The organism is Paenibacillus sp. GbtcB18, assembly GCF_019091125.1.
Classification (GTDB): Bacteria; Bacillota; Bacilli; order Paenibacillales; family NBRC-103111; genus Paenibacillus_F; species Paenibacillus_F chitinolyticus.
In genome coordinates, this window is record NZ_JAGXJX010000002.1 from 865,028 (window position 1) to 882,698 (window position 17,671).

General features: G+C 41.5%; 21 protein-coding genes and 1 pseudogene. 10 read left to right on the top strand and 12 right to left on the bottom strand.

The window, feature by feature from the left end; genetic code table 11:
* Positions 1-238: 238 nt before the first annotated feature.
* Positions 239-955 carry an aspartate/glutamate racemase family protein gene (locus tag KVT34_RS09205; protein WP_217558267.1) on the bottom strand — a complete coding sequence of 239 codons (717 nt, stop codon included), beginning with the start codon at positions 953-955 and terminating at the stop codon, positions 239-241.
* Positions 956-1,047: 92 nt separating this feature from the next.
* Positions 1,048-1,773, bottom strand: a complete 726-nt coding sequence (locus KVT34_RS09210) for a stalk domain-containing protein (RefSeq protein WP_217558268.1) — start codon at positions 1,771-1,773, stop codon at positions 1,048-1,050.
* 232 nt (positions 1,774-2,005) lie between these two features.
* Here KVT34_RS09210 and KVT34_RS09215 point away from each other — a divergent pair, with 232 nt between their 5' ends.
* Entirely contained in the window at positions 2,006-2,230 is a 225-nt protein-coding gene (locus tag KVT34_RS09215; protein WP_009672290.1) for a helix-turn-helix domain-containing protein, read from the top strand.
* A 470-nt stretch (positions 2,231-2,700) separates the two neighbouring features.
* Here KVT34_RS09215 and KVT34_RS09220 read toward each other — a convergent pair whose 3' ends face one another.
* The 3 genes from KVT34_RS09220 to KVT34_RS09230 are packed head-to-tail and all read right to left on the bottom strand — an operon-like array spanning position 2,701 to position 3,415.
* Positions 2,701-2,964: a DUF7667 family protein gene (locus tag KVT34_RS09220; RefSeq protein WP_254634659.1), complete on the bottom strand. Its 264-nt coding sequence runs from the start codon at positions 2,962-2,964 to the stop codon at positions 2,701-2,703.
* A 14-nt stretch (positions 2,965-2,978) separates the two neighbouring features.
* Positions 2,979-3,128 (bottom strand): hypothetical protein, encoded by a 150-nt coding sequence (locus tag KVT34_RS09225; RefSeq protein ID WP_217558269.1) that lies wholly within the window; start codon positions 3,126-3,128, stop codon positions 2,979-2,981.
* A gap of 56 nt (positions 3,129-3,184) precedes the next feature.
* Complete coding sequence (locus tag KVT34_RS09230) at positions 3,185-3,415, bottom strand: helix-turn-helix transcriptional regulator (RefSeq protein ID WP_217558270.1); 231 nt, start codon at positions 3,413-3,415, stop codon at positions 3,185-3,187.
* 401 nt (positions 3,416-3,816) lie between these two features.
* Here KVT34_RS09230 and KVT34_RS09235 point away from each other — a divergent pair, with 401 nt between their 5' ends.
* Both KVT34_RS09235 and KVT34_RS09240 read left to right on the top strand, forming a co-directional pair.
* The gene (locus KVT34_RS09235) at positions 3,817-5,121 is read left to right on the top strand and encodes a hypothetical protein (RefSeq protein ID WP_217558271.1); all 1,305 of its coding nucleotides are present in this window, start codon (positions 3,817-3,819) and stop codon (positions 5,119-5,121) included.
* A gap of 239 nt (positions 5,122-5,360) precedes the next feature.
* Complete coding sequence (locus KVT34_RS09240) at positions 5,361-5,639, top strand: hypothetical protein (protein ID WP_217558272.1); 279 nt, start codon at positions 5,361-5,363, stop codon at positions 5,637-5,639.
* A gap of 57 nt (positions 5,640-5,696) precedes the next feature.
* On the opposite strand, the gene KVT34_RS09245 is transcribed toward KVT34_RS09240, so the two are convergent.
* A complete protein-coding gene (locus KVT34_RS09245; RefSeq protein WP_217558274.1) occupies positions 5,697-5,849 on the bottom strand; it encodes a hypothetical protein in 153 nt (50 codons plus the stop codon).
* A gap of 166 nt (positions 5,850-6,015) precedes the next feature.
* On the opposite strand from KVT34_RS09245, the pseudogene KVT34_RS09250 reads away from it, so the two are divergent.
* From KVT34_RS09250 to KVT34_RS09260, 3 genes and pseudogenes are all read left to right on the top strand, one after another.
* Positions 6,016-6,114 (top strand): annotated as a pseudogene (locus KVT34_RS09250) (LuxR C-terminal-related transcriptional regulator); the annotation flags it as partial.
* Positions 6,115-6,686: 572 nt separating this feature from the next.
* Positions 6,687-6,962: a hypothetical protein gene (locus KVT34_RS09255; RefSeq protein WP_217558275.1), complete on the top strand. Its 276-nt coding sequence runs from the start codon at positions 6,687-6,689 to the stop codon at positions 6,960-6,962.
* Between the two features lie 329 nt (positions 6,963-7,291).
* A complete protein-coding gene (locus KVT34_RS09260) occupies positions 7,292-7,516 on the top strand; it encodes a helix-turn-helix domain-containing protein (RefSeq protein WP_009672290.1) in 225 nt (74 codons plus the stop codon).
* 583 nt (positions 7,517-8,099) lie between these two features.
* On the opposite strand, the gene KVT34_RS09265 is transcribed toward KVT34_RS09260, so the two are convergent.
* Together KVT34_RS09265 and KVT34_RS09270 are read right to left on the bottom strand one after the other, a co-directional pair.
* Complete coding sequence (locus KVT34_RS09265; RefSeq protein ID WP_217558276.1) at positions 8,100-8,771, bottom strand: hypothetical protein; 672 nt, start codon at positions 8,769-8,771, stop codon at positions 8,100-8,102.
* 53 nt (positions 8,772-8,824) lie between these two features.
* Positions 8,825-9,400: a hypothetical protein gene (locus KVT34_RS09270; RefSeq protein ID WP_217558277.1), complete on the bottom strand. Its 576-nt coding sequence runs from the start codon at positions 9,398-9,400 to the stop codon at positions 8,825-8,827.
* An 835-nt stretch (positions 9,401-10,235) separates the two neighbouring features.
* Here KVT34_RS09270 and KVT34_RS09275 point away from each other — a divergent pair.
* The 3 genes from KVT34_RS09275 to KVT34_RS09285 all read left to right on the top strand — a co-directional run bounded on the left by KVT34_RS09275 (position 10,236) and on the right by KVT34_RS09285 (position 13,115).
* Positions 10,236-11,039: a DUF4393 domain-containing protein gene (locus KVT34_RS09275; RefSeq protein ID WP_217558278.1), complete on the top strand. Its 804-nt coding sequence runs from the start codon at positions 10,236-10,238 to the stop codon at positions 11,037-11,039.
* Positions 11,040-11,874: 835 nt separating this feature from the next.
* On the top strand, positions 11,875-12,099 hold the full coding sequence (locus KVT34_RS09280) for a helix-turn-helix domain-containing protein (RefSeq protein WP_217558279.1): 225 nt from the start codon (positions 11,875-11,877) through the stop codon (positions 12,097-12,099).
* Positions 12,100-12,563: 464 nt separating this feature from the next.
* Complete coding sequence (locus tag KVT34_RS09285) at positions 12,564-13,115, top strand: GrpB family protein (RefSeq protein WP_217558280.1); 552 nt, start codon at positions 12,564-12,566, stop codon at positions 13,113-13,115.
* Positions 13,116-13,565: 450 nt separating this feature from the next.
* Here KVT34_RS09285 and KVT34_RS09290 read toward each other — a convergent pair whose 3' ends face one another.
* Positions 13,566-14,885, bottom strand: a complete 1,320-nt coding sequence (locus KVT34_RS09290) for a hypothetical protein (RefSeq protein WP_217558281.1) — start codon at positions 14,883-14,885, stop codon at positions 13,566-13,568.
* Between the two features lie 276 nt (positions 14,886-15,161).
* Positions 15,162-15,728 (bottom strand): hypothetical protein, encoded by a 567-nt coding sequence (locus tag KVT34_RS09295; protein ID WP_254634660.1) that lies wholly within the window; start codon positions 15,726-15,728, stop codon positions 15,162-15,164.
* 480 nt (positions 15,729-16,208) lie between these two features.
* Between KVT34_RS09295 and KVT34_RS09300 the strand changes: the two genes are divergently transcribed.
* Complete coding sequence (locus tag KVT34_RS09300) at positions 16,209-16,565, top strand: hypothetical protein (protein WP_217558282.1); 357 nt, start codon at positions 16,209-16,211, stop codon at positions 16,563-16,565.
* 39 nt (positions 16,566-16,604) lie between these two features.
* Here KVT34_RS09300 and KVT34_RS09305 read toward each other — a convergent pair whose 3' ends face one another.
* Positions 16,605-16,793: a hypothetical protein gene (locus KVT34_RS09305; protein WP_217558283.1), complete on the bottom strand. Its 189-nt coding sequence runs from the start codon at positions 16,791-16,793 to the stop codon at positions 16,605-16,607.
* A 243-nt stretch (positions 16,794-17,036) separates the two neighbouring features.
* Positions 17,037-17,669, bottom strand: a complete 633-nt coding sequence (locus KVT34_RS09310) for a hypothetical protein (RefSeq protein ID WP_217558284.1) — start codon at positions 17,667-17,669, stop codon at positions 17,037-17,039.
* Between the last annotated feature and the right edge of the window lie 2 nt (positions 17,670-17,671).

Below are 17,671 nucleotides of genomic sequence, written 5' to 3' on the forward strand. Positions count from 1 at the left end.
TCCTCCGGGAGGCGGTCTGTTTTGGTTCCGGCGGCGGGCGGGCGACCGGCAGCGGCGTTTTCCCGCGCGCGACGGATGCCGGATGCCGACCGATGCGGCAAACGCCGCTTGCGGCAGTTTCCTGCACGGACGAGGGGTCGGTTCGTCCGGCAGCCTTTGCAGCCGGAAATCGGAAAAAGCCCACTCTCATGTATTAAACACGAGAGTGGGCTCTTACGTTAACGATAACGGGAACAGCTTAACTATCAGTCTGTACATCCAAACCTATTTTTCCCAGCGCCATATAATCCCTCACCACGGCCCTCGCCAAGCATGCCGACGAATCCACAAAATGAAGCCCCCGGGACGCATTCTCGTTCGGATCCGATACGACATTCAAATCCGTACAAGCGATGAGGACGGTATCGACCGACTCGGCCAATTCGGAGCACAGCCGGTTCCATAGGACGGCGGCTTCGTTGTTCTGCCCTTTTTTGATGAGGGGCAACAGTTCATTTATACACGTCTGCCAGCTTTCTCTGCCCACGCACTCCAACCCCGCTGACGCCAGCGCCTCCTGATAAATACCGGACTCGACCGTGGCTCCCGTAGCCAAAAGAGCCGTTCTATTTGCTTTCCGCGGAATTTCCTTTATCGTCTCGCCTACCATGTTCAACAGAGGCACGGAGAGCTCCTTTTGTATGGAAGCGTAGTAAAGATGCGCCGTATTGCAGGGCATGGCGATAAAATCGACGCCTGTGCTTTCAAGCTTCTTTGCCCCTTCGAGGATTGCTTTTTCCAGGTCCGCATGACAAATGGGCCTGTCCACATAAAACGGCGTCGGGCAAGAATAAATCATCATATGCGGAAAGTCGGTGTCCCGCTCCGCTCCATACATCTGCTGACATTGCTCAACTACTTTGTCCACGAACGGGCCGGTTGATTTAGGTCCCATTCCCGCCAATATTCCGATCATGGGTACTTCTCCTTTTTTAATCAAGTTTACCAAAAAACGTCCCCTCCCGGAGACGTTTCATTTTTCGCCTACACAACTAAATGCTTTCCCTCTTATTTGCCGCTCAAAGTAAAGTAATAGTCGTGCAGATCCAGCCAATCCCGCAAATCTCCGAAGCCTTCCGCATCCAGCGTTCCGGGCTCGTAGGGATTCTCCGCAGCCTTCTTCGCGATATACACATACCGGTCGTTCTCGCCGAGAACTTCTGCGCCGGTAGCGGTTTTTTTCACTTCGGGCCAGTCTTCTTTCTTGTACACTTCGATCCGGGCCGCCACGTCGTGCAGACGGTGCAAATTCTCATCCTGGACCATATAGTGGATCAGCGTCAGCGCCTGCGCCCGTTTATCCAAGCGGCCCTCTTCGATGGACGTTTTCACGTTTTCCTCCGGTATGACGCTCACCATCACATTTTCCAGCCATCTCGGAACCCGGAATCCGTATCCGTATTTCTCAAGCAAGGCCTCGTCCTCTGCGGAAAATTCCATGTAAGGCTTGTTTTTCAGAAAGATTTTATTGTTCGTGCCGTCCCAAGCCACACTCAAATCAAGCCGCTGCGCAAGATCGCGGAGAGGCAGATAAGTATTGCCTTCGTACGTGATGGGGACCAAGTCGTTCCCCTGCTCATCTTTCAGCGTAAACGTGGTACCGTTCAAATCCACCTGCAAATCCGGGTTTAAAAAAGCTTTGATCTCCTTCAAATTGCTCGTCGCGTAAGCTCCGGCCGTAATGCCGACCAGAAGCGCCGCCGTCATTCCCGCTGCTGCCCAACTTTTCCGCATGGCTTGAATCTCCTCCCTAATGCTCTACAGAACATTTTACAGCAGAGACCGCCGGGATTTGTTACAAACGATTATCAAATTCAGTACGAGGGATCACGGGTCTTAAAAAGCCCTGTTCCCGCCTATTTTTCCCACGCCATCGCACCATTGGTAAGCGCCCTTCATACACTAAGTTGACTGTATCCCTTACCCTTGTAATTACTCCAAAACCCGAGCAAGGAGGGATGACAACTTGAAGGGCAGCGACCATAAAAACAAATTCTTACTCACAAATCGTGAACGCGAAGTCTTTGAATTACTCGTACAGGACAAAACGACGAAGGATATCGCACAGCAGCTTTTTATCAGCGAGAAGACTGTGCGTAACCATATCTCGAATGTCATGCAAAAATTGAATGTAAAAGGTCGTTCACAGGCGGTAGTCGAGCTAATCAAGCTCGGGGAGCTAAAAATCTGACGCAGCCACCCTTGCCAGGGCACAGAAAACCTTCCGGTCATCCTTTGGGGGATAACGGAAGGTCTTTTCTTGTTTGGGGATTTTTGATAAAAACCCCTCGTTACCGTGTTTTTTGTATATTTAGACGCTTTCGTCTTACACTTAAGCCACGTTGCGAACTTTAGATGGATTAACCTTCTTTCATACCCATCCATCCCATTTCGGATCCTTGGTCAACTAAAAAGGCCACTCATTTGAGTGACCTTTTAGATTTTCGTTACCAATGTAACGTATCCTCGGCGTCTCTATAAAATTTCCATCTACTTGCTCATAGGAAAGCAGAATAAAGATAAAAGAACTTATACGATACTTAGATATTATTTTATTAGAGAGGCTGCATGAGAAAGACAAACTTTTAACGAATAAATTAAAAAATCCGTACCCACGAATGGGCCGGGCATTGTCTAAATATAATATTGTGCGGTAGTTCCTTAGTCGGTGCCCTTGTGGCCCGGCTTTTTCTTTGTCTCTGGGTATTGCAACATTTCGATATCAAGGCAAATTTCATGTTGCCAGTCGATGTCATTAGTCATCGAGGCCAACAAAGAACAATTCTCCAGGTAGGCATTTTTAAAGCAAAGCCGGCCGTTGACGCTCAAACATTGGTTCATTTCTGAAAGCTCTGGCTTCGTGAGCGGCCGTTTTAAATTGACCTGCCACAGTTCCGCGAGACGTTGATGTACTGGATGGATCATGCCCACAGCATCCATCATCCTTCCGCGACCAGCAAGCCAAGAATGACCACGAACCAATGCCCCAAGGTTTCTCCTGTACCCGACTCCTTCCTGTCCTCTCTGGACGCCCTAACGCTGCTTATACGTCCTCCGTTGTACTGAATGCGATACTCTGTCTCCTTCACTGAAACCATCTCCTCTGCTCTGATGGTTCATTATATGCACAGTTTTTTGTTCAATTTTATCTTGACCATATGTCATCTATCGTCCAGTTCAACTCTTTACCTCTTTCAACAGCCCATTGGTTTAGCTTGTCTCTTATATCAAATGCAAGTTCTAAATTGGGGACATGCTCATTGTTAGTTAACCGTGAAATGGTGTTGCGGTTTACTCCAATAGAATCAGCAAGCTCCCCCATCTTCGGCGGCTTAGGGCCGAGTTGCGCCAATATGGATTTGATATGACAGATCACGTACAAGCACCTCCGTGACCATTCTATTCGGCGGACGAGCCTGTCGATTCCTTCAATGAAATTTAAGATATTTTGGTGGAAATTTTTCCGGAAAACCGATACGAAATGTATCGAAGTTATGTACGACAAAATATATGTTATTAGTAGCCACTAGGCTGACATTACTGCACAAAATTTTATCTAATTTTAATGTAATTTGTGATACATTATGTATCTGAAGAGAGGTTAGAATGAACCTTAAACCTGCATTAGTCTTGCTATCCATTTTGGGAGCCTTTATTTTTGTTCATCCGGGGACCGTGGACATCATCGTATCTTTCTCAATTCTTGGCGGCTTGTTATTTGTTGTTGAAAGAATCATTAAAATTGGGGGAAATCATGAATAGGGAGAAGGGTGTAATTTGTTAGGGGTCATACTTGTCTATGTAGCATTTACGGTTGTTTTCTCATTTCTGCTCTTAAGAAAAGTCTTGGTAAAAAAACGGCTAACCGCTTTTGATTTTTTTACAGTGGGTGTCCTGATGTACTATTTAGTCCCGCTGCCGGTTACATTTTTTCTGAATGAGGAAAAATTGGGTTATCGAGCTAGTTATGAGACCCTGGTTGGTACGATGCTAATTGTAATCATTTCCTACTTAATTGCCTTTATCGCTTATAAAGCATCAGTTAAGTGGAAGTTACTTTACGCTTGGGAAATAAAGCTTCCTGTAATGTTTAAAACGCTGATTATCCTAGTAAGCAGCGGGATTTTTATGTATGTCTTATGGATCTACGCGACCAAAGTTGACATTTCCAACTTGGAGCATAATATGCAGTTGCGAGACCTGCTTTTTGATCTTGGTCCGTATGCTGTCCTACTTCAAATCCCTACCGGTCTTGCTCTATACTTCACTTACCAGGCAGTGAGGCATAAACGTAATATCTTCCCAGCCATCTTCTTCATGGTTGTGGCCTTGATGACATCTTTTATCCGCGGCGAACGGACTGACTTGGTATTCATCGCGTTGTTCCCTTTTTTGGCACGTTACTTTGTACAAAAGAGTTCAAAACCTTTTGTTACGGGAACGGTAGTAATCTTGGTAATTCTTACGCTCTACTCTCAGAATTTCAAAGTGACGCACGTCAACGAAAAATCGTCATTGTCTGAGACTATGGTTGAGGTACTCTCGACCGACTTTGATCGTAATTGGGTTACTTGGGCTGCTGTTGACAACACTGAATTCACTCACTCTAAACTTCTTCCTTATCCCGGATCCGGCTACGTTTATACAGCACTTGCTTACGTGCCCCGGAGCATTGCTCCATTTAAGGGATACAGCGCGCCTACATGGTTTACGTGGAATATCTCGCCTACCTTGGGATACCGAATCGTTGGTACTCACGATGTCGGAGCTATGAAATCAGCCTACGCCTTTGGCTACCAAGTGGAATCAATTCTAAACTTCGGTTATCCTGGTCTATTGGTTGTATCTGTATTAGTTGGCTTATTGATTCGATTCCTTCAAAACTTAATCAATCGGTATAATGTCTTATTTCCGATCATCGCTATAATGTGTATGCAATTCTCAGCCTTGACGACATTCACCCTCATGACCATACACCTCCCTATTTTGGTTACGGCCGCTGTAATGTACATGAGTATTAAGAAACAAGTTAAGAACACAGCGCCTACGCTTTACCCACTTCCACAGCTTACCGTAAAATAAAAAAGGCCCCCGCGGAACAATCCGCGGGGGTTTTGTCATATCAATTCAACACATATTTTATCTCAGTTCTTCTTATTACAAGCAAGTTAGCTTTTCAATTCCAAATTCACATTTACATGAAAAATATTAACTGAGAACGAAATTCAACAAATCTTGAATAACAGTGTTATTGCCGTACCATAACTCTTGTTCAATACTCAGCTGTTCTGGCTTGGGCTCCAAAAATCTCTTATCAGATTATGGATAAATACAATCAACCAGTGGGTCAAGCTCAACAAGTTAATGGGGAATACAAAGGCACAACCGGTTTTGCTTTAGATGGAACAGTTACTTCCCAAAAAAAATTGTCTCAACAGGAATTAGATTCAATAAAACAATCAACTGGAACATTACATACTCAGTATGGGAAATTTGTAAAAGTATCTTCTCCTAATGATATACCGACTTCAGAAACATCTAAGAGTGTGGATAATATCAATGAGAATACTAAACAAATTATCGACCCTAAGTATAAATAATTTTATTACAAAACCACCTAATTATAAGTGGTTTTGTTTTGTTTTATTTATTAAGGACTATTCCGCCATTTGTCCAGAAGCTATTCTTAATTGATTCGCAAGCCAGTGCATATAAGCCTTGACCTCTTCGTCTTTGCCTTTATTCGCTTCTTGCCACACCGGTTTAATCCACGTATTGATGATTGTGGTTGCTACACCTTTATCAAGCATAATCTCATCCCCTTTCAAATCCGTCCGAAACTTGTCCATGCTTATAACCGGGCAAGCTTTCCAACTATACCCCGGATCTCCGAATGTCCTTTACTTCTTTTGCACTTGGTATTTTTTCCTCTAGCATCCTGACAAGTTCCAGGGTAGCAGCATATTGCTCCCGTTCGTGCGTCATCATATCTCGAATGTCATGCAAAAATTGAATGTAAAAGGTCGTTCACAGGCGGTAGTCGAGCTAATCAAGCTCGCGGAGCTAAAAATCTGACGCAGCCACCCTTGCCAGGGCACAGAAAACCTTCCGGTCATCCTTTGGGGGATAACGGAAGGTCTTTTCTTGTTTTGGGTGTTTTTTGGGGGCTGGTTTTAAAACACGATTAAGGGTTGCTGTCAGGAAACCCATTGAGTTTTTGTTAACATTGATAGACTTGGAATCCTTAAAATCGTGGATCTCGTCAAAATGCTAGTCACGTATATGAGCTTGGAGTTTTTCACGTCAGCATGAAACCGCTTATAAAATTGATGAGTCTCCAGATAGAGTTTGATCAACTCTTCATCTGTTGTCATTCATTCGTCTGGATACATATCTCTTTACAACCAGCGCAATTTGTTTGGGTGCCGATTACGGTAGGGATTACAGAAGAAGTCTTGTATACGTGTGCTTGTCGATTCCTTCGTTGAAATTTTGATTTTATGATCTATTCTTATCCGATTAAGTCGTTTAAATCGATTTATCGAAATATTTACGATTCCCATTTTTTATCGTCCTAATATTGTTTAAATAGTATATTCTGGTTATATCTGCATATTATTTCGCAAAAAACAAAAGGAGGACATCTCTTGAATAGAAAAACAATTACTATAATTCTCTTAATACTTGTATTATTATTTTTTGGATTTTACTATCAAAATGTCTTTAGTAAAACAGTAGCTGAAGTAAATATAGTTGAGAAAAATATTGAATATGTTATCGTAAAATTTGAAGATGGCTCAGAAAAAAAAGTAAATGTTAATGATCAAGAAACCAATTCTATAAACACAGGTAACAAATACTTTGTTGTGATTTATGAAAACTTATTACGCAAGCCTTTTTTTCACGAAATAAAAGCTATATAAAAATAAAAGCGCTCGCGAATTAGTGAGCGCTCCTTTTCTTATTTCCCGATTTCAAATGTATGTCTGAGGTTATACTCGTCGCCAACGTATTCAGGCCATGTAATGCTCAGTATACCGAGTACGGCACGCAGTAAAGAATTAACATACGGATGTGCATAAGATGTCACTTCTTATATTATCAATAGACCCAAATCCCACAGTGCTTGTTCAGCTTGCTCCTTGTTTGCATACTTTCCACTAAAGACCATAAGTTCCGCAAAAATACAGCAGGTGATTTCGGTGATATGGAATGACTATAAGTGAAAGTAAGTGATTAACATTATTTGCCCTTGAAGGGCAGCGACCATAAAAACAAATTCTTACTCACAAATCGTGAACGCGAAGTCTTTGAATTACTCGTACAGGACAAAACGACGAAGGATATCGCACAGCAGCTTTTTATCAGCGAGAAGACTGTGCGTAACCATATCTCGAATGTCATGCAAAAATTGAATGTAAAAGGTCGTTCACAGGCGGTAGTCGAGCTAATCAAGCTCGGGGAGCTAAAAATCTGACGCAGCCACCCTTGCCAGGGCACAGAAAACCTTCCGGTCATCCTTTGGGATAACGGAAGGTCTTTTCTTGTTTGGGGGTGTTTTTTTGTACAACGGTGTAGTAAAATTTCGTCGTTTATATTTCTTCCTGCGCTTTTGCACCATGAGCGTGTGCCTCCTTCTGCTTAAGTAACAGCTTTGTAGCGCCTGAATCTCTTGCGTGGCGGGCATTTGCGGCGCCCTGTACACGAGCATGGATAAATAAAAAAGCCGCCCAGAATGGACGACTTTGGTTTGATATATTCGGTTGGCCGTGCTTTGAGCTGCTTTAGACAATGGCGGCCGTAGCCGTCCGCTGCAAATTCGCTTCCCTGTTTGCTTTAAGAACATACGCACTTTGTTTCAAGAGAGGAAGAACAAGGCCATTATAACGAGCTGCTGAAAACCGTGTCAAAATGGCCGTCCTTCATTTTCACGCAATAACACCGCCTGAGCGCAACGTCTCATCCATTTTCGCGGTATCTCCTTTTGAGAGATCGGACAAATATGTCTTTTCTCTTCTTAAGTGATCAGACAAAATGTCCGTTCTCCTAAAATCTGATATTTATGTTACTCGGAAATAAACAACCCTGTTATCTTGAGAGACCATAAGATCTACGTTTTTCGCATGTTCCACGAAATACCTTAAGGCGACAGAGCGGGTTAATGATTCATCAAATGTCCACCCGAGCGGACTAATATTTATTTCGCCATTAGCCTCCAAAACCGTTCTTTGAAGGAATCCCCAAAGATCAGGTGATATGGAATCACTGCTTGTTTCGTGTTCTAAAAATTCCTTAGCCTGAACCGTATAACACTTTAATTTTGAGATTGGATATTCTGTGGAGCGAGTTCTGAAAAATAAATCCCTCGTAAATGGATCTAAATCACTTTGAATTACATTCTCCAGTTTCTCCAGCGCTGATGTAGTCAAATTCATAAAATTCACATTTGCTAGTTGATTGTTTTCATAGACTTTCTCAGCCACAACGAAATATGACAAGAATTTTTCTATTACGGTATCGGAGAAATCGTCACTAATAACCGGTAGGTATAAATCTTTCCTGTTACCTTTGTTCATTAATACGGGAACAAGGAAAAACAAATTAATTTGATCTAAACCGCCGGCTTCTAAATCCGTTGAGGAATTATACACCTTTTCCACCCGAATCTCTGTGACCTGCTCATGTTCGGAATGCTCGTTAGATATTGATGGTTCCTCTTTTGCCCAATCCATCATGTCCCTCCTAAAATTAACAAAAGAGGAGTGATTCACTCCTCGTGGCAATATTATTTAATTGTGACCTCAGCCGATGTAATAGGTACTATGTAGTAAATTGTCATATTGTCTGTTTTACCACTTATACCAGTAAGGGCTCCGTACACCTTAGCTGTATATACTCCCGGTACGACTCCATGCTCAAAAGTTGTTGTTTGATATTTACTGAATAGTGTACCATAGGAAAACCATACTTCAATTTTTTCTTCTCCATACTGTCGTTTATTAGAGTCGTAAGTTACGACTCTACCATCTACACCTTTAATTTGTGCTCCACCCGTTAGATAAAAGTTAACCTTGCATTCCATAACCTTTCCACCGTCATAGCAGAAAATTGTTCCGTATCCACCGATTTCAGCAGCTGGACTAATCAGGCCATTTTCATCTTTCTCAACTAACTTGAAATGTTCAACAAAAGCTGGCTTCTCGGTTTCCCCTTGCTCCGATTCCTTTTTCTCACCCTCAACCAACTTAAACTCACCTGTTACATTCTGTGAATCCTTTTCTGGCTCGTCCGCGAAAGCCGATAGAGGTAAAGCGAGTAACAGAGATAGTACTAGAAATAGATTTAGTGCGATTTTTTTCATATGTTTCCCTCCAATTTTAGGATACAGATAAAATATAAAACACCGACTTTATTATGTCAATATTTTCTAATATATAATAAAAAATACTTTTATGGTTTCAATAATCCATTTTGTGATCATAGGATTTTTTTGTTACTCACAGAATCTATACCTATGGAGGTGAAATGATTGGATTTCCTAAACAAACTCGTTAATGTTACATGGCCTATTTGGTCTGGAATTATCGGCCTGCTTACTGTTTACTTCATTTTCAGTAAAATGGGCATCATCTAAAACAGAAAGGCGAGAAGAGATCCGCCCGTGTTTACCGCACGTTTGCGCCGGGGGTCTCGTTCTCGCCATTTCTAATCTCATATTACCATGGAACACGGTTTTCTCGCTTTTGGTGGCATATCCTCACTTCCTTTCCAAACATATCCTTTATTACATCATAAGACGAACATAATGACGTCTATTTAAGGTTTTCTACATATAAACGAAATTTACATATCCAGCCCAAAAAACGTCTAAGAATCAATTTTAAAGGCATGCAAAAAGTCATGATCCGAGTGGTCATGACTATGTATGTTTTATTTAATTAATTTCTTTTCTTTTGTGTAGTTAATGTATAAATTAATGCGAGTTGAAGCGAGTTATTGTAGTGAAAACGATACAGTAACCATATTTGAAGTGTAGTTAATGTATACAGAAACCCTAGTTAATGTTAGCAGAAAATAATCCGTTTTGTGCCATCTCACTACTTTGGTTACTAAAATTTAGATTAATCGAAGAGAACATCTGCACATTTTCTGGTACAATCTTCCTATATAAATTAAAAGGGGATGTGTTTTGCAGAATGTCTGAAGACAAGAATAGTGTAATTACTGACTTGATTGGAACAGTTAAAGTCCCTACAGAAATCGTAAAAAAAGTTCTAGAACCTCCAGCAGAACAGATTGGAAAAGGACTATACAATTTGTTTTATTTAGTTTTTGCCCCCATCGAAAAAGCAAAACTCAAAAAAGAACATGAGATAAATTCTTATAAAGCTGAAATAGATAAGAGGATAGCCGCAATTCCAGAAGACAACTTAATTGAGCCACCACTAGATATAGTTGGACCTGCCTTAGAAGCATCTAAGTATTATATCGAGCATGAGGATATTCGCCAAATGTTTGCCCAATTAATAGCTTCATCAATGAATAAAAGTGAAAATTCATTAGTTCATACATCTTTTATTGAAATAATCAAACAGTTGTCCCCACTAGATGCAAAAATATTAAAATTTTTGCATGACAACGAACATTCTGTACCCATTGCAAGTATTCGTTATGTGCCTAAAAACCAAATTTCAGGACAGAAAAACATATTTGATAATTTCTTTCCTTTACCCGACATGAAAACCACCAATTATAGAACTTATCTTTCCTCTGTCGATAATTTAATACGTCTTGGGTTAATAAAAGTACAATTGGCATATGCGTATGATGATAAATCGAGATATCAAACAATTAAGGAACATGAGGTTTATATTGAATTGAACAACCTTTTGGAAAATGATGAATCTTCTCCTGGTAATGCAGTTATACAAGAAGGGATATGGAGTTTTACACAATTCGGCACTTCTTTTTTAAGTTGTTGCTTTGAACAACAAAGCTAATTATAAAATTTTACTTTTGAAAATAACCTCAGATTCGAAACCGCTATTCTTTAGACTACGTATTATCTATCAACCCTCAAATGAGGGGAGAAAGGAGTTGGTGGTAAATGTTGTTACATATTATAGCCGACTTTATATTCTCCCCTTGTTCCTCAATATAAGTGTTCAGACGCGGAAATTCTTCTTAGGCGCAAAAGTAAGGGAGACTTCGCCGACTCTCTAAAGAATCTCTTCTTCTGATCCCTTCTATACCATGAGCTATAAGGGGTAAAACTATCGCAGGGTCACGTCTGCATAAGTCATGGTCGCTCCTATAGAAACAGAGTAGGCACACTGTGTGTTGAAGGTCAACTTTAGGGATAACCAAAGCCAACCATAGCTTAGGCCTTAAAGCCCGACAACTGCAAGAGAAGTAGAGGTAACCAAGCGTGAAACAAACCCCAGAGGGAGTGCCTTCCCTTTGGGGTTTTGTTATTACAAAAAAAGCAGCTCCGATCAACTCGGGCTGCTCTCTTTATTTCCTATGCTATAAATATAACACGTTCAAAGGCAAACGCCGCACGGTTATGACTTGATTTTCGAGTGATTTTCATCAGATAATTAAATGAGCACATGAGCGAAAAAACAGACTAAAATAGCCTTCTATTTCGTAATGAGAATGATTGATGCACTTGATGCAATTTTGATGCAAAAAGAGCAGAATACAGCAGGTGAAACAAAGTGAAGAGAAGTGAAATGAAGTGAAAGATAAATAGGACAAACTCAGTTACAGCAAGTGGTTAGAAGTGATATGGAGTGACTAGAAGTGAAAGTAAGTGATTAACATTATTTGCCCTTGAAGGGCAGCGACCATAAAAACAAATTCTTACTCACAAATCGTGAACGCGAAGTCTTTGAATTACTCGTACAGGACAAAACGACGAAGGATATCGCACAGCAGCTTTTTATCAGGGAGAAGACCGTGCGTAACCATATCTCGAATGTCATGCAAAATTTAAATGTAAAAGGTCGTTCACAGGCGGTAGTCGAGCTAATCAAACTCAGGGAGCTAAAAATCTGACGCAGCCACCCTTGCCAGGCACAGAAAACCTTCCGGTCATCCTTTGGGGATAACGGAAGGTCTTTTCTTGTTTGGGGGTGGTTTTTTGTACAACGGTTATATTTCACAATATCACCTGGGAAGCACTATACACAGATTGCCCCTGGTCCCAAAATAGATTGTTCAAAAAAACATGGAAATCGTAAATTTCTGCTGGTAAAGGAGTATCGTTTGTAAGAGTCCTCTTACCTGAGTTCTTTTTAGTTGCATGTCCACAAGCATTAAAAATCATGACAAAATCAAGAGGCGATAAATTATGAGAAAAATTTTTATGTCAGCTTTACTTTTGGTTATTTTGTGTGTTGGTTACCTTACAACGACAAGCGATCATTTGCAACATTGACAAAACAAACATGAAATGGTATTATCCTCCTCACGTTTTTGTAAACGGTTATCTTGAAATAGAAAAAAGGGAGAGTGAAAGAATGTCCGCTCAACAACATTATTTAGTCAACATAGTTCCCTACATTTCTGACTGGTCTGTGGAATTTGAAAAAGAGAAAGAGCGATTGCTTGGAATACTGGCTCCACACATCGCTGCCATTGAACATACCGGGAGTACTTCAATACCCAATCAAGGCGCAAAGCCCATTATCGATATTTCCGCTGCGGTTCATACGTTGCTTGATAAGCAAATCTATGAAAACCTGCTTAGCAATTCAGGCTATCATTATATTGGAGCCTTCAAGACCGGGCGACACTTCTTTGCAAAAGAACACGCAGGAGCACGTACGCATCATTTGCATATCTTTCCGTTTGAAGGATTTTACGAAAGAAATGAACTACTATTTCGCGATTACCTTCGTGCCCATCCTGATTTCGTAATAGAGTATGGGGAACTAAAACGAACGTTGGCTGAACACTATCCTTCAGATCCTGAAGGTTACACGCGGGCAAAAACTGACTTTATCCAACGTGTTGTTGACTTGGCGCGAACAGAGCGAGGACTTCCTCTTCAAAACGTATGGGTTGATTAGTTCGTCTTTTTAGTACAGCGCCGGTTGAATCGTATTGGCCTAAATGATCCATAAAAAAGAAGGACGAATTATTCCATTGTCCTTCTTTTTTATGATTGCTTATTTTTTGTAACGTAACCCGTACTTATCGAATATATGCATCTTTGCTACCTAGAAGCAAATGGCATTTCACGACTTGTACAATGTCCTTACATTTGTGCATTTTTCTTCGACAGAGGAGTTGGGACATATATTGTTTCCCCTATTTTCTCGAGACCGTACTCACTTTTGAAAATGGCGCCAATGCCCACGGTCCACTGCTGATGACGGTTAGCTCTTACCCATTTTCAGGTTCATTCGCAATTTTCGGCTTGATATTCCCCTTATCGGGAATTGAAGCTGCGAACTAGAACACATATGAAGAGCCTCTACCCGGCTGAATTCCGGACAGAAGCTCTACGTTATTCACGACTATACTTTAATATCAATACTATTCTTGGGTATCGTAAGCGCGCTCTTCTGCTGTTGACCCATATTCAGAGAAGAAATGAAGCTGTTCCAGTCCTCTAGATTCGCATCTCGTACCTGGTTTGCAAATTCAAGCTTGGCCTTTGGACCTACATCCCCTTGCATACTCGGTGCTGATATGAGGCTGTGATGCAGACTATTGAAGGCGTTCGTCAGGCCACTGAGAAGATCTTCCGGCTTCTGATTCAATAATCCCTTCATGCTCTCCCACATGATCGTTCCTACAGACTTCTTGGCATTAAGGTCTTGTAGATGGGCGCTGTACTTTCGCTTTATTTCCAATGACATTTCTTGATGTGAAGCAAATTGTTTGCGGAAGGAAGGCGTTGAGATAAGAGAGAATTTATAGTCGTCATATTCTGCGATTCCCATCTTGGTACTCATTGCCTTATCTACGGACTGCGTGAGCTGCTCCTTAATCGCTGACGACATAGGCGATTGTTGCAAATAAAGATCCAGCTTGAGACGTGCGGTCCCTAAATTGTTAGCCATCCATTCCGTATCAAAAGTAAACGTGTTCATAGCTTTAGCTGTTGTGTGTACCAGGGCATCGAATACTCCTGCTACATCACGGTAACTAATATCTTGAAAAGAGGTAGATTCTCCTACAGAGGCTTTACTTGCCTCCTCCTTCAGTAAATCCCGAAAGTCTGTAATCCCCTTGCCGCCTTGTTCCATGATCTGCTTCCACTGGTCCCCCTGCTCCTCCTGTAACTTGCCCAGAAGCCGGGACTGTTCCTGTAGCATATTCTTAATACGATCGGTCAACTCATCCTTGTCGAAGATCGGCTTATAGGTGGAGAGGAACTCTCCTTGTGTCTCCTTGCTACCTCCAAAAATAGAATCATTTTCAAAATTCAAATATTGAGACAAAGTGCTCGCTGTTGTCTGCGCGATATCCTCTATTTTGAGTTGAACTTGCTTATCGTATTGCTCAAGATGCTGACTCAATTCGTCTCCTGTGTAACGCTGAAGCAGTAGATCACGCTCATATGCGCTTTTTACCAGAAACCCGCTTACATCATCCAGAAAATTTTTTGAGTAGTCCGTACCTTGAACTGATGTAAATTCCCTTCCAACAATCCACTGGCCTCCCAATGCACGAAGCTCTTGTTGTCCTTCATCAATCACACTCGGGATGTACATCTCTACTGCATCAGAAGCATTGTTACTTGCAGGGACAAGCACTTTAGTAGCAAGCTGGTTATTCTTTGCTACTATAGTGCTTGGAGTTGATGATGCGTAAATACCATTCGTTTGCATCGCGGACCTCTCTCTTCATTGAAGTATATGTTATTTGTAATATATCGGCGTAATAAGTAAATAGTTAACTCCGATTCCATAAAAAATTCATTAAGTTTCATTGCAGTCCTATTGCGTGTTCGCCCGGATAAGGCGGACTGTATCACTGTTCAATTGCATTCATTATGTCACCTCGCGTTATACAATTTGTGACGCTACGGGTAAATAAAAAGACGTGAACCCCGAACCCGTAGGAATACACGTCTTGTCATATATACAGTTATACTAATTGTGACTTTAACAAGAAGTCGAAGTATTATTTTTAACCCCGAATGCTGCTTCGAACATTTCGTCTGATAGCGAATAAGTCACCGTTCGGCTATTCTGAATTTCTTCAATATCCGCCTTTTCTTTTGCGGTTAATGGGCGTTCGGATTTACGTCTACGTTCTCGGTCTGCATCGCCGAAATCCTTTTCCCATTCCTCACCCCAATTAAAGGATTTATGCTCGACGTCTTCCTTAACGACCTGGGGTAAGTGTATATTGTTGTCGTTGGCATTTTCCGAAGGAATAGATACTGGTTCTTCTTTGTGTGAAGCTGCGACAACATCCGAGACGTTGAAATTGTTCACGTTATTCGTACTGTTTTTCAACATTAGCGCGTGCTTTTCTTCAACGTGTATTTCGCTAACGTGCGATTCTTTAACGTCAATACTTTTAACGTCTTTAGAATCGCGCCCCATTGATACGCCGCAAGCCATGTTGACTTTATATACAGACTGTTTCCCAACGCCACCGCCTGTGCGATTTCTCCACGCTCGTTCAAGGACAGGTGTACCGTCGTCAAGCTTCGTTTCTAACAACGTGCGGATTCGCTTAATTACGGTGAAGCGGGCGGGGGACACGCTGAAACCGTCAAAACCGCGCCGTTACTGGGTTTTAACTATGCGTGTTACAAAACATATTACGAATGTCATGCAAAAGTTGAATGTATAAGGTCGTTCACAGGCGGTAGTCGAGCTAATCAAGCTCGGGGAGCTAAAAATCTGCAGCCACCCTTGCCAGGGCACAGAAAACCTTCCGGTCATCCTTTGGGGATAACGGAAGGTCTTTTCTTGTTTGGGGTGGTTTTTGTATAACGGTTATATTGCACGATCTCACCTGGGAAGCACTTACACGAATTGCCCTCTGGTCCCATAATAGATTGTTCAAAAAAACATGAAAATCGTAACTTTCTGCTATTAAAGGAGTATCGTTTATAAGAGTCTTCTTACCTGAGGTCTTTTTAGCTCCATAATCCACCGGCATTAAAAATAGTGACAAAATCAAGAAGGCGGTAGACTATGAGAAAAATTTTTATGTCAGCTTTACTTTTGGTTATTTTGTGTGCTGGTTACCTTTTTTGGTCTGGAACCGCTCAATACACGCTTTCACCAGAAGGGTATCCCGTCCCGCGTAACGCCGTTCTCAAAAAAACCATTCCGAATTCAGTAGGCACCATACACGTTTATACAGCTCCGGGCATTCATCAGACAGATGGCTTGAAGAGCAGCTATAAGAGGCAAATTGAAAAACATGGCTGGACTTATGCAGGGGATCTCAGTGCGGGCGCAACTTACATGTTTAAGAAATCAGATGGAACCTTATTGAATGTTTCTATTTACGAAGGCGAGTTCTCCATTTGTCAATTACAAAAATGACCGGATGATAAATCCCTGTCTTTAATCCGTCATCCTCCATTAATCTTTAAATTGCTTACTCTTTTTATTTTTCGAAATATATTTACTTATCTTTTCAACGATCCAGCCCACACCGAAACAGATAACTAGGCAAATCACAAAAAAATAAAGGCTAACAGTATTCTCAACAAAAGAGGAGGCTATTGTTATGAGGATGGCGATGAGCACACTATATATTATATCTTTCATACAAGAAGACCTCCTGGTGGCTATCGAATTAATCAGCCCATCCTCCGTTATTTATTTCTTATTGAGCTTTCACTCGAGCGGTCCATTCTTTTCTTTTTATTTTTCGAAATTAAATCCATCCCGGCCACCAAAATCAGTATAAAGACAGAATGGATGAAAGGTTTAAGGAAACTGGAATCGTCATAAATAAAGTAAGCTACTATAAAGTTAAGGATAAAAGTAATAAAATAGGTCAAAAGTTAATCAACTCTCCTTCTCAGAACCCAGGGTCCTCATCTTAGCCACTAAAGCTTCCGCCTCTTTTTGCAGTTCCTCTACCGTGATCTTCCCGATGTCATAATCCCTGTAAGCCTCATCTCCGTGATACAGATGCTCGACCCAGGCATCTAACAAAGCCCGGTAAGTTTCATCCAGATGACGGAGATTACCTGTGGACCCCACATAACCTTTTCCGGCTATAAAAGTCTCGAACCTTACAGCGTAACCGCGCAAATTGCTGCATTCCGGTAGTAAATGTACCACTCCGTCGTAATCCACAACCAGAACATGGTTAACTTCGTCATTGCCATTTTCCAGAACGTTCGCGACTTCCTCTTTCGTGAAGAAAATATTTTGGGGAAGGGACGTGCGATGCTGCCTGATGTTGAACGCGGGTGATCCAAACGAATAGGATTCAGACTCGTTATAAATTTTTTCATCATCCACGTAAACCACGGGGTTGTTTTTCATCCATTGTTCGGCATGATCGTAATCCTCAAACACCGCATCCCCCTCTTGTATGGATAAGTTTTGTTTGACCTCTTTAAATGTGCCGTCCTTTTGAAGACGATGGGTGTACACATACACTTTTCTAATATCTATAGTAAACAAGACCATGA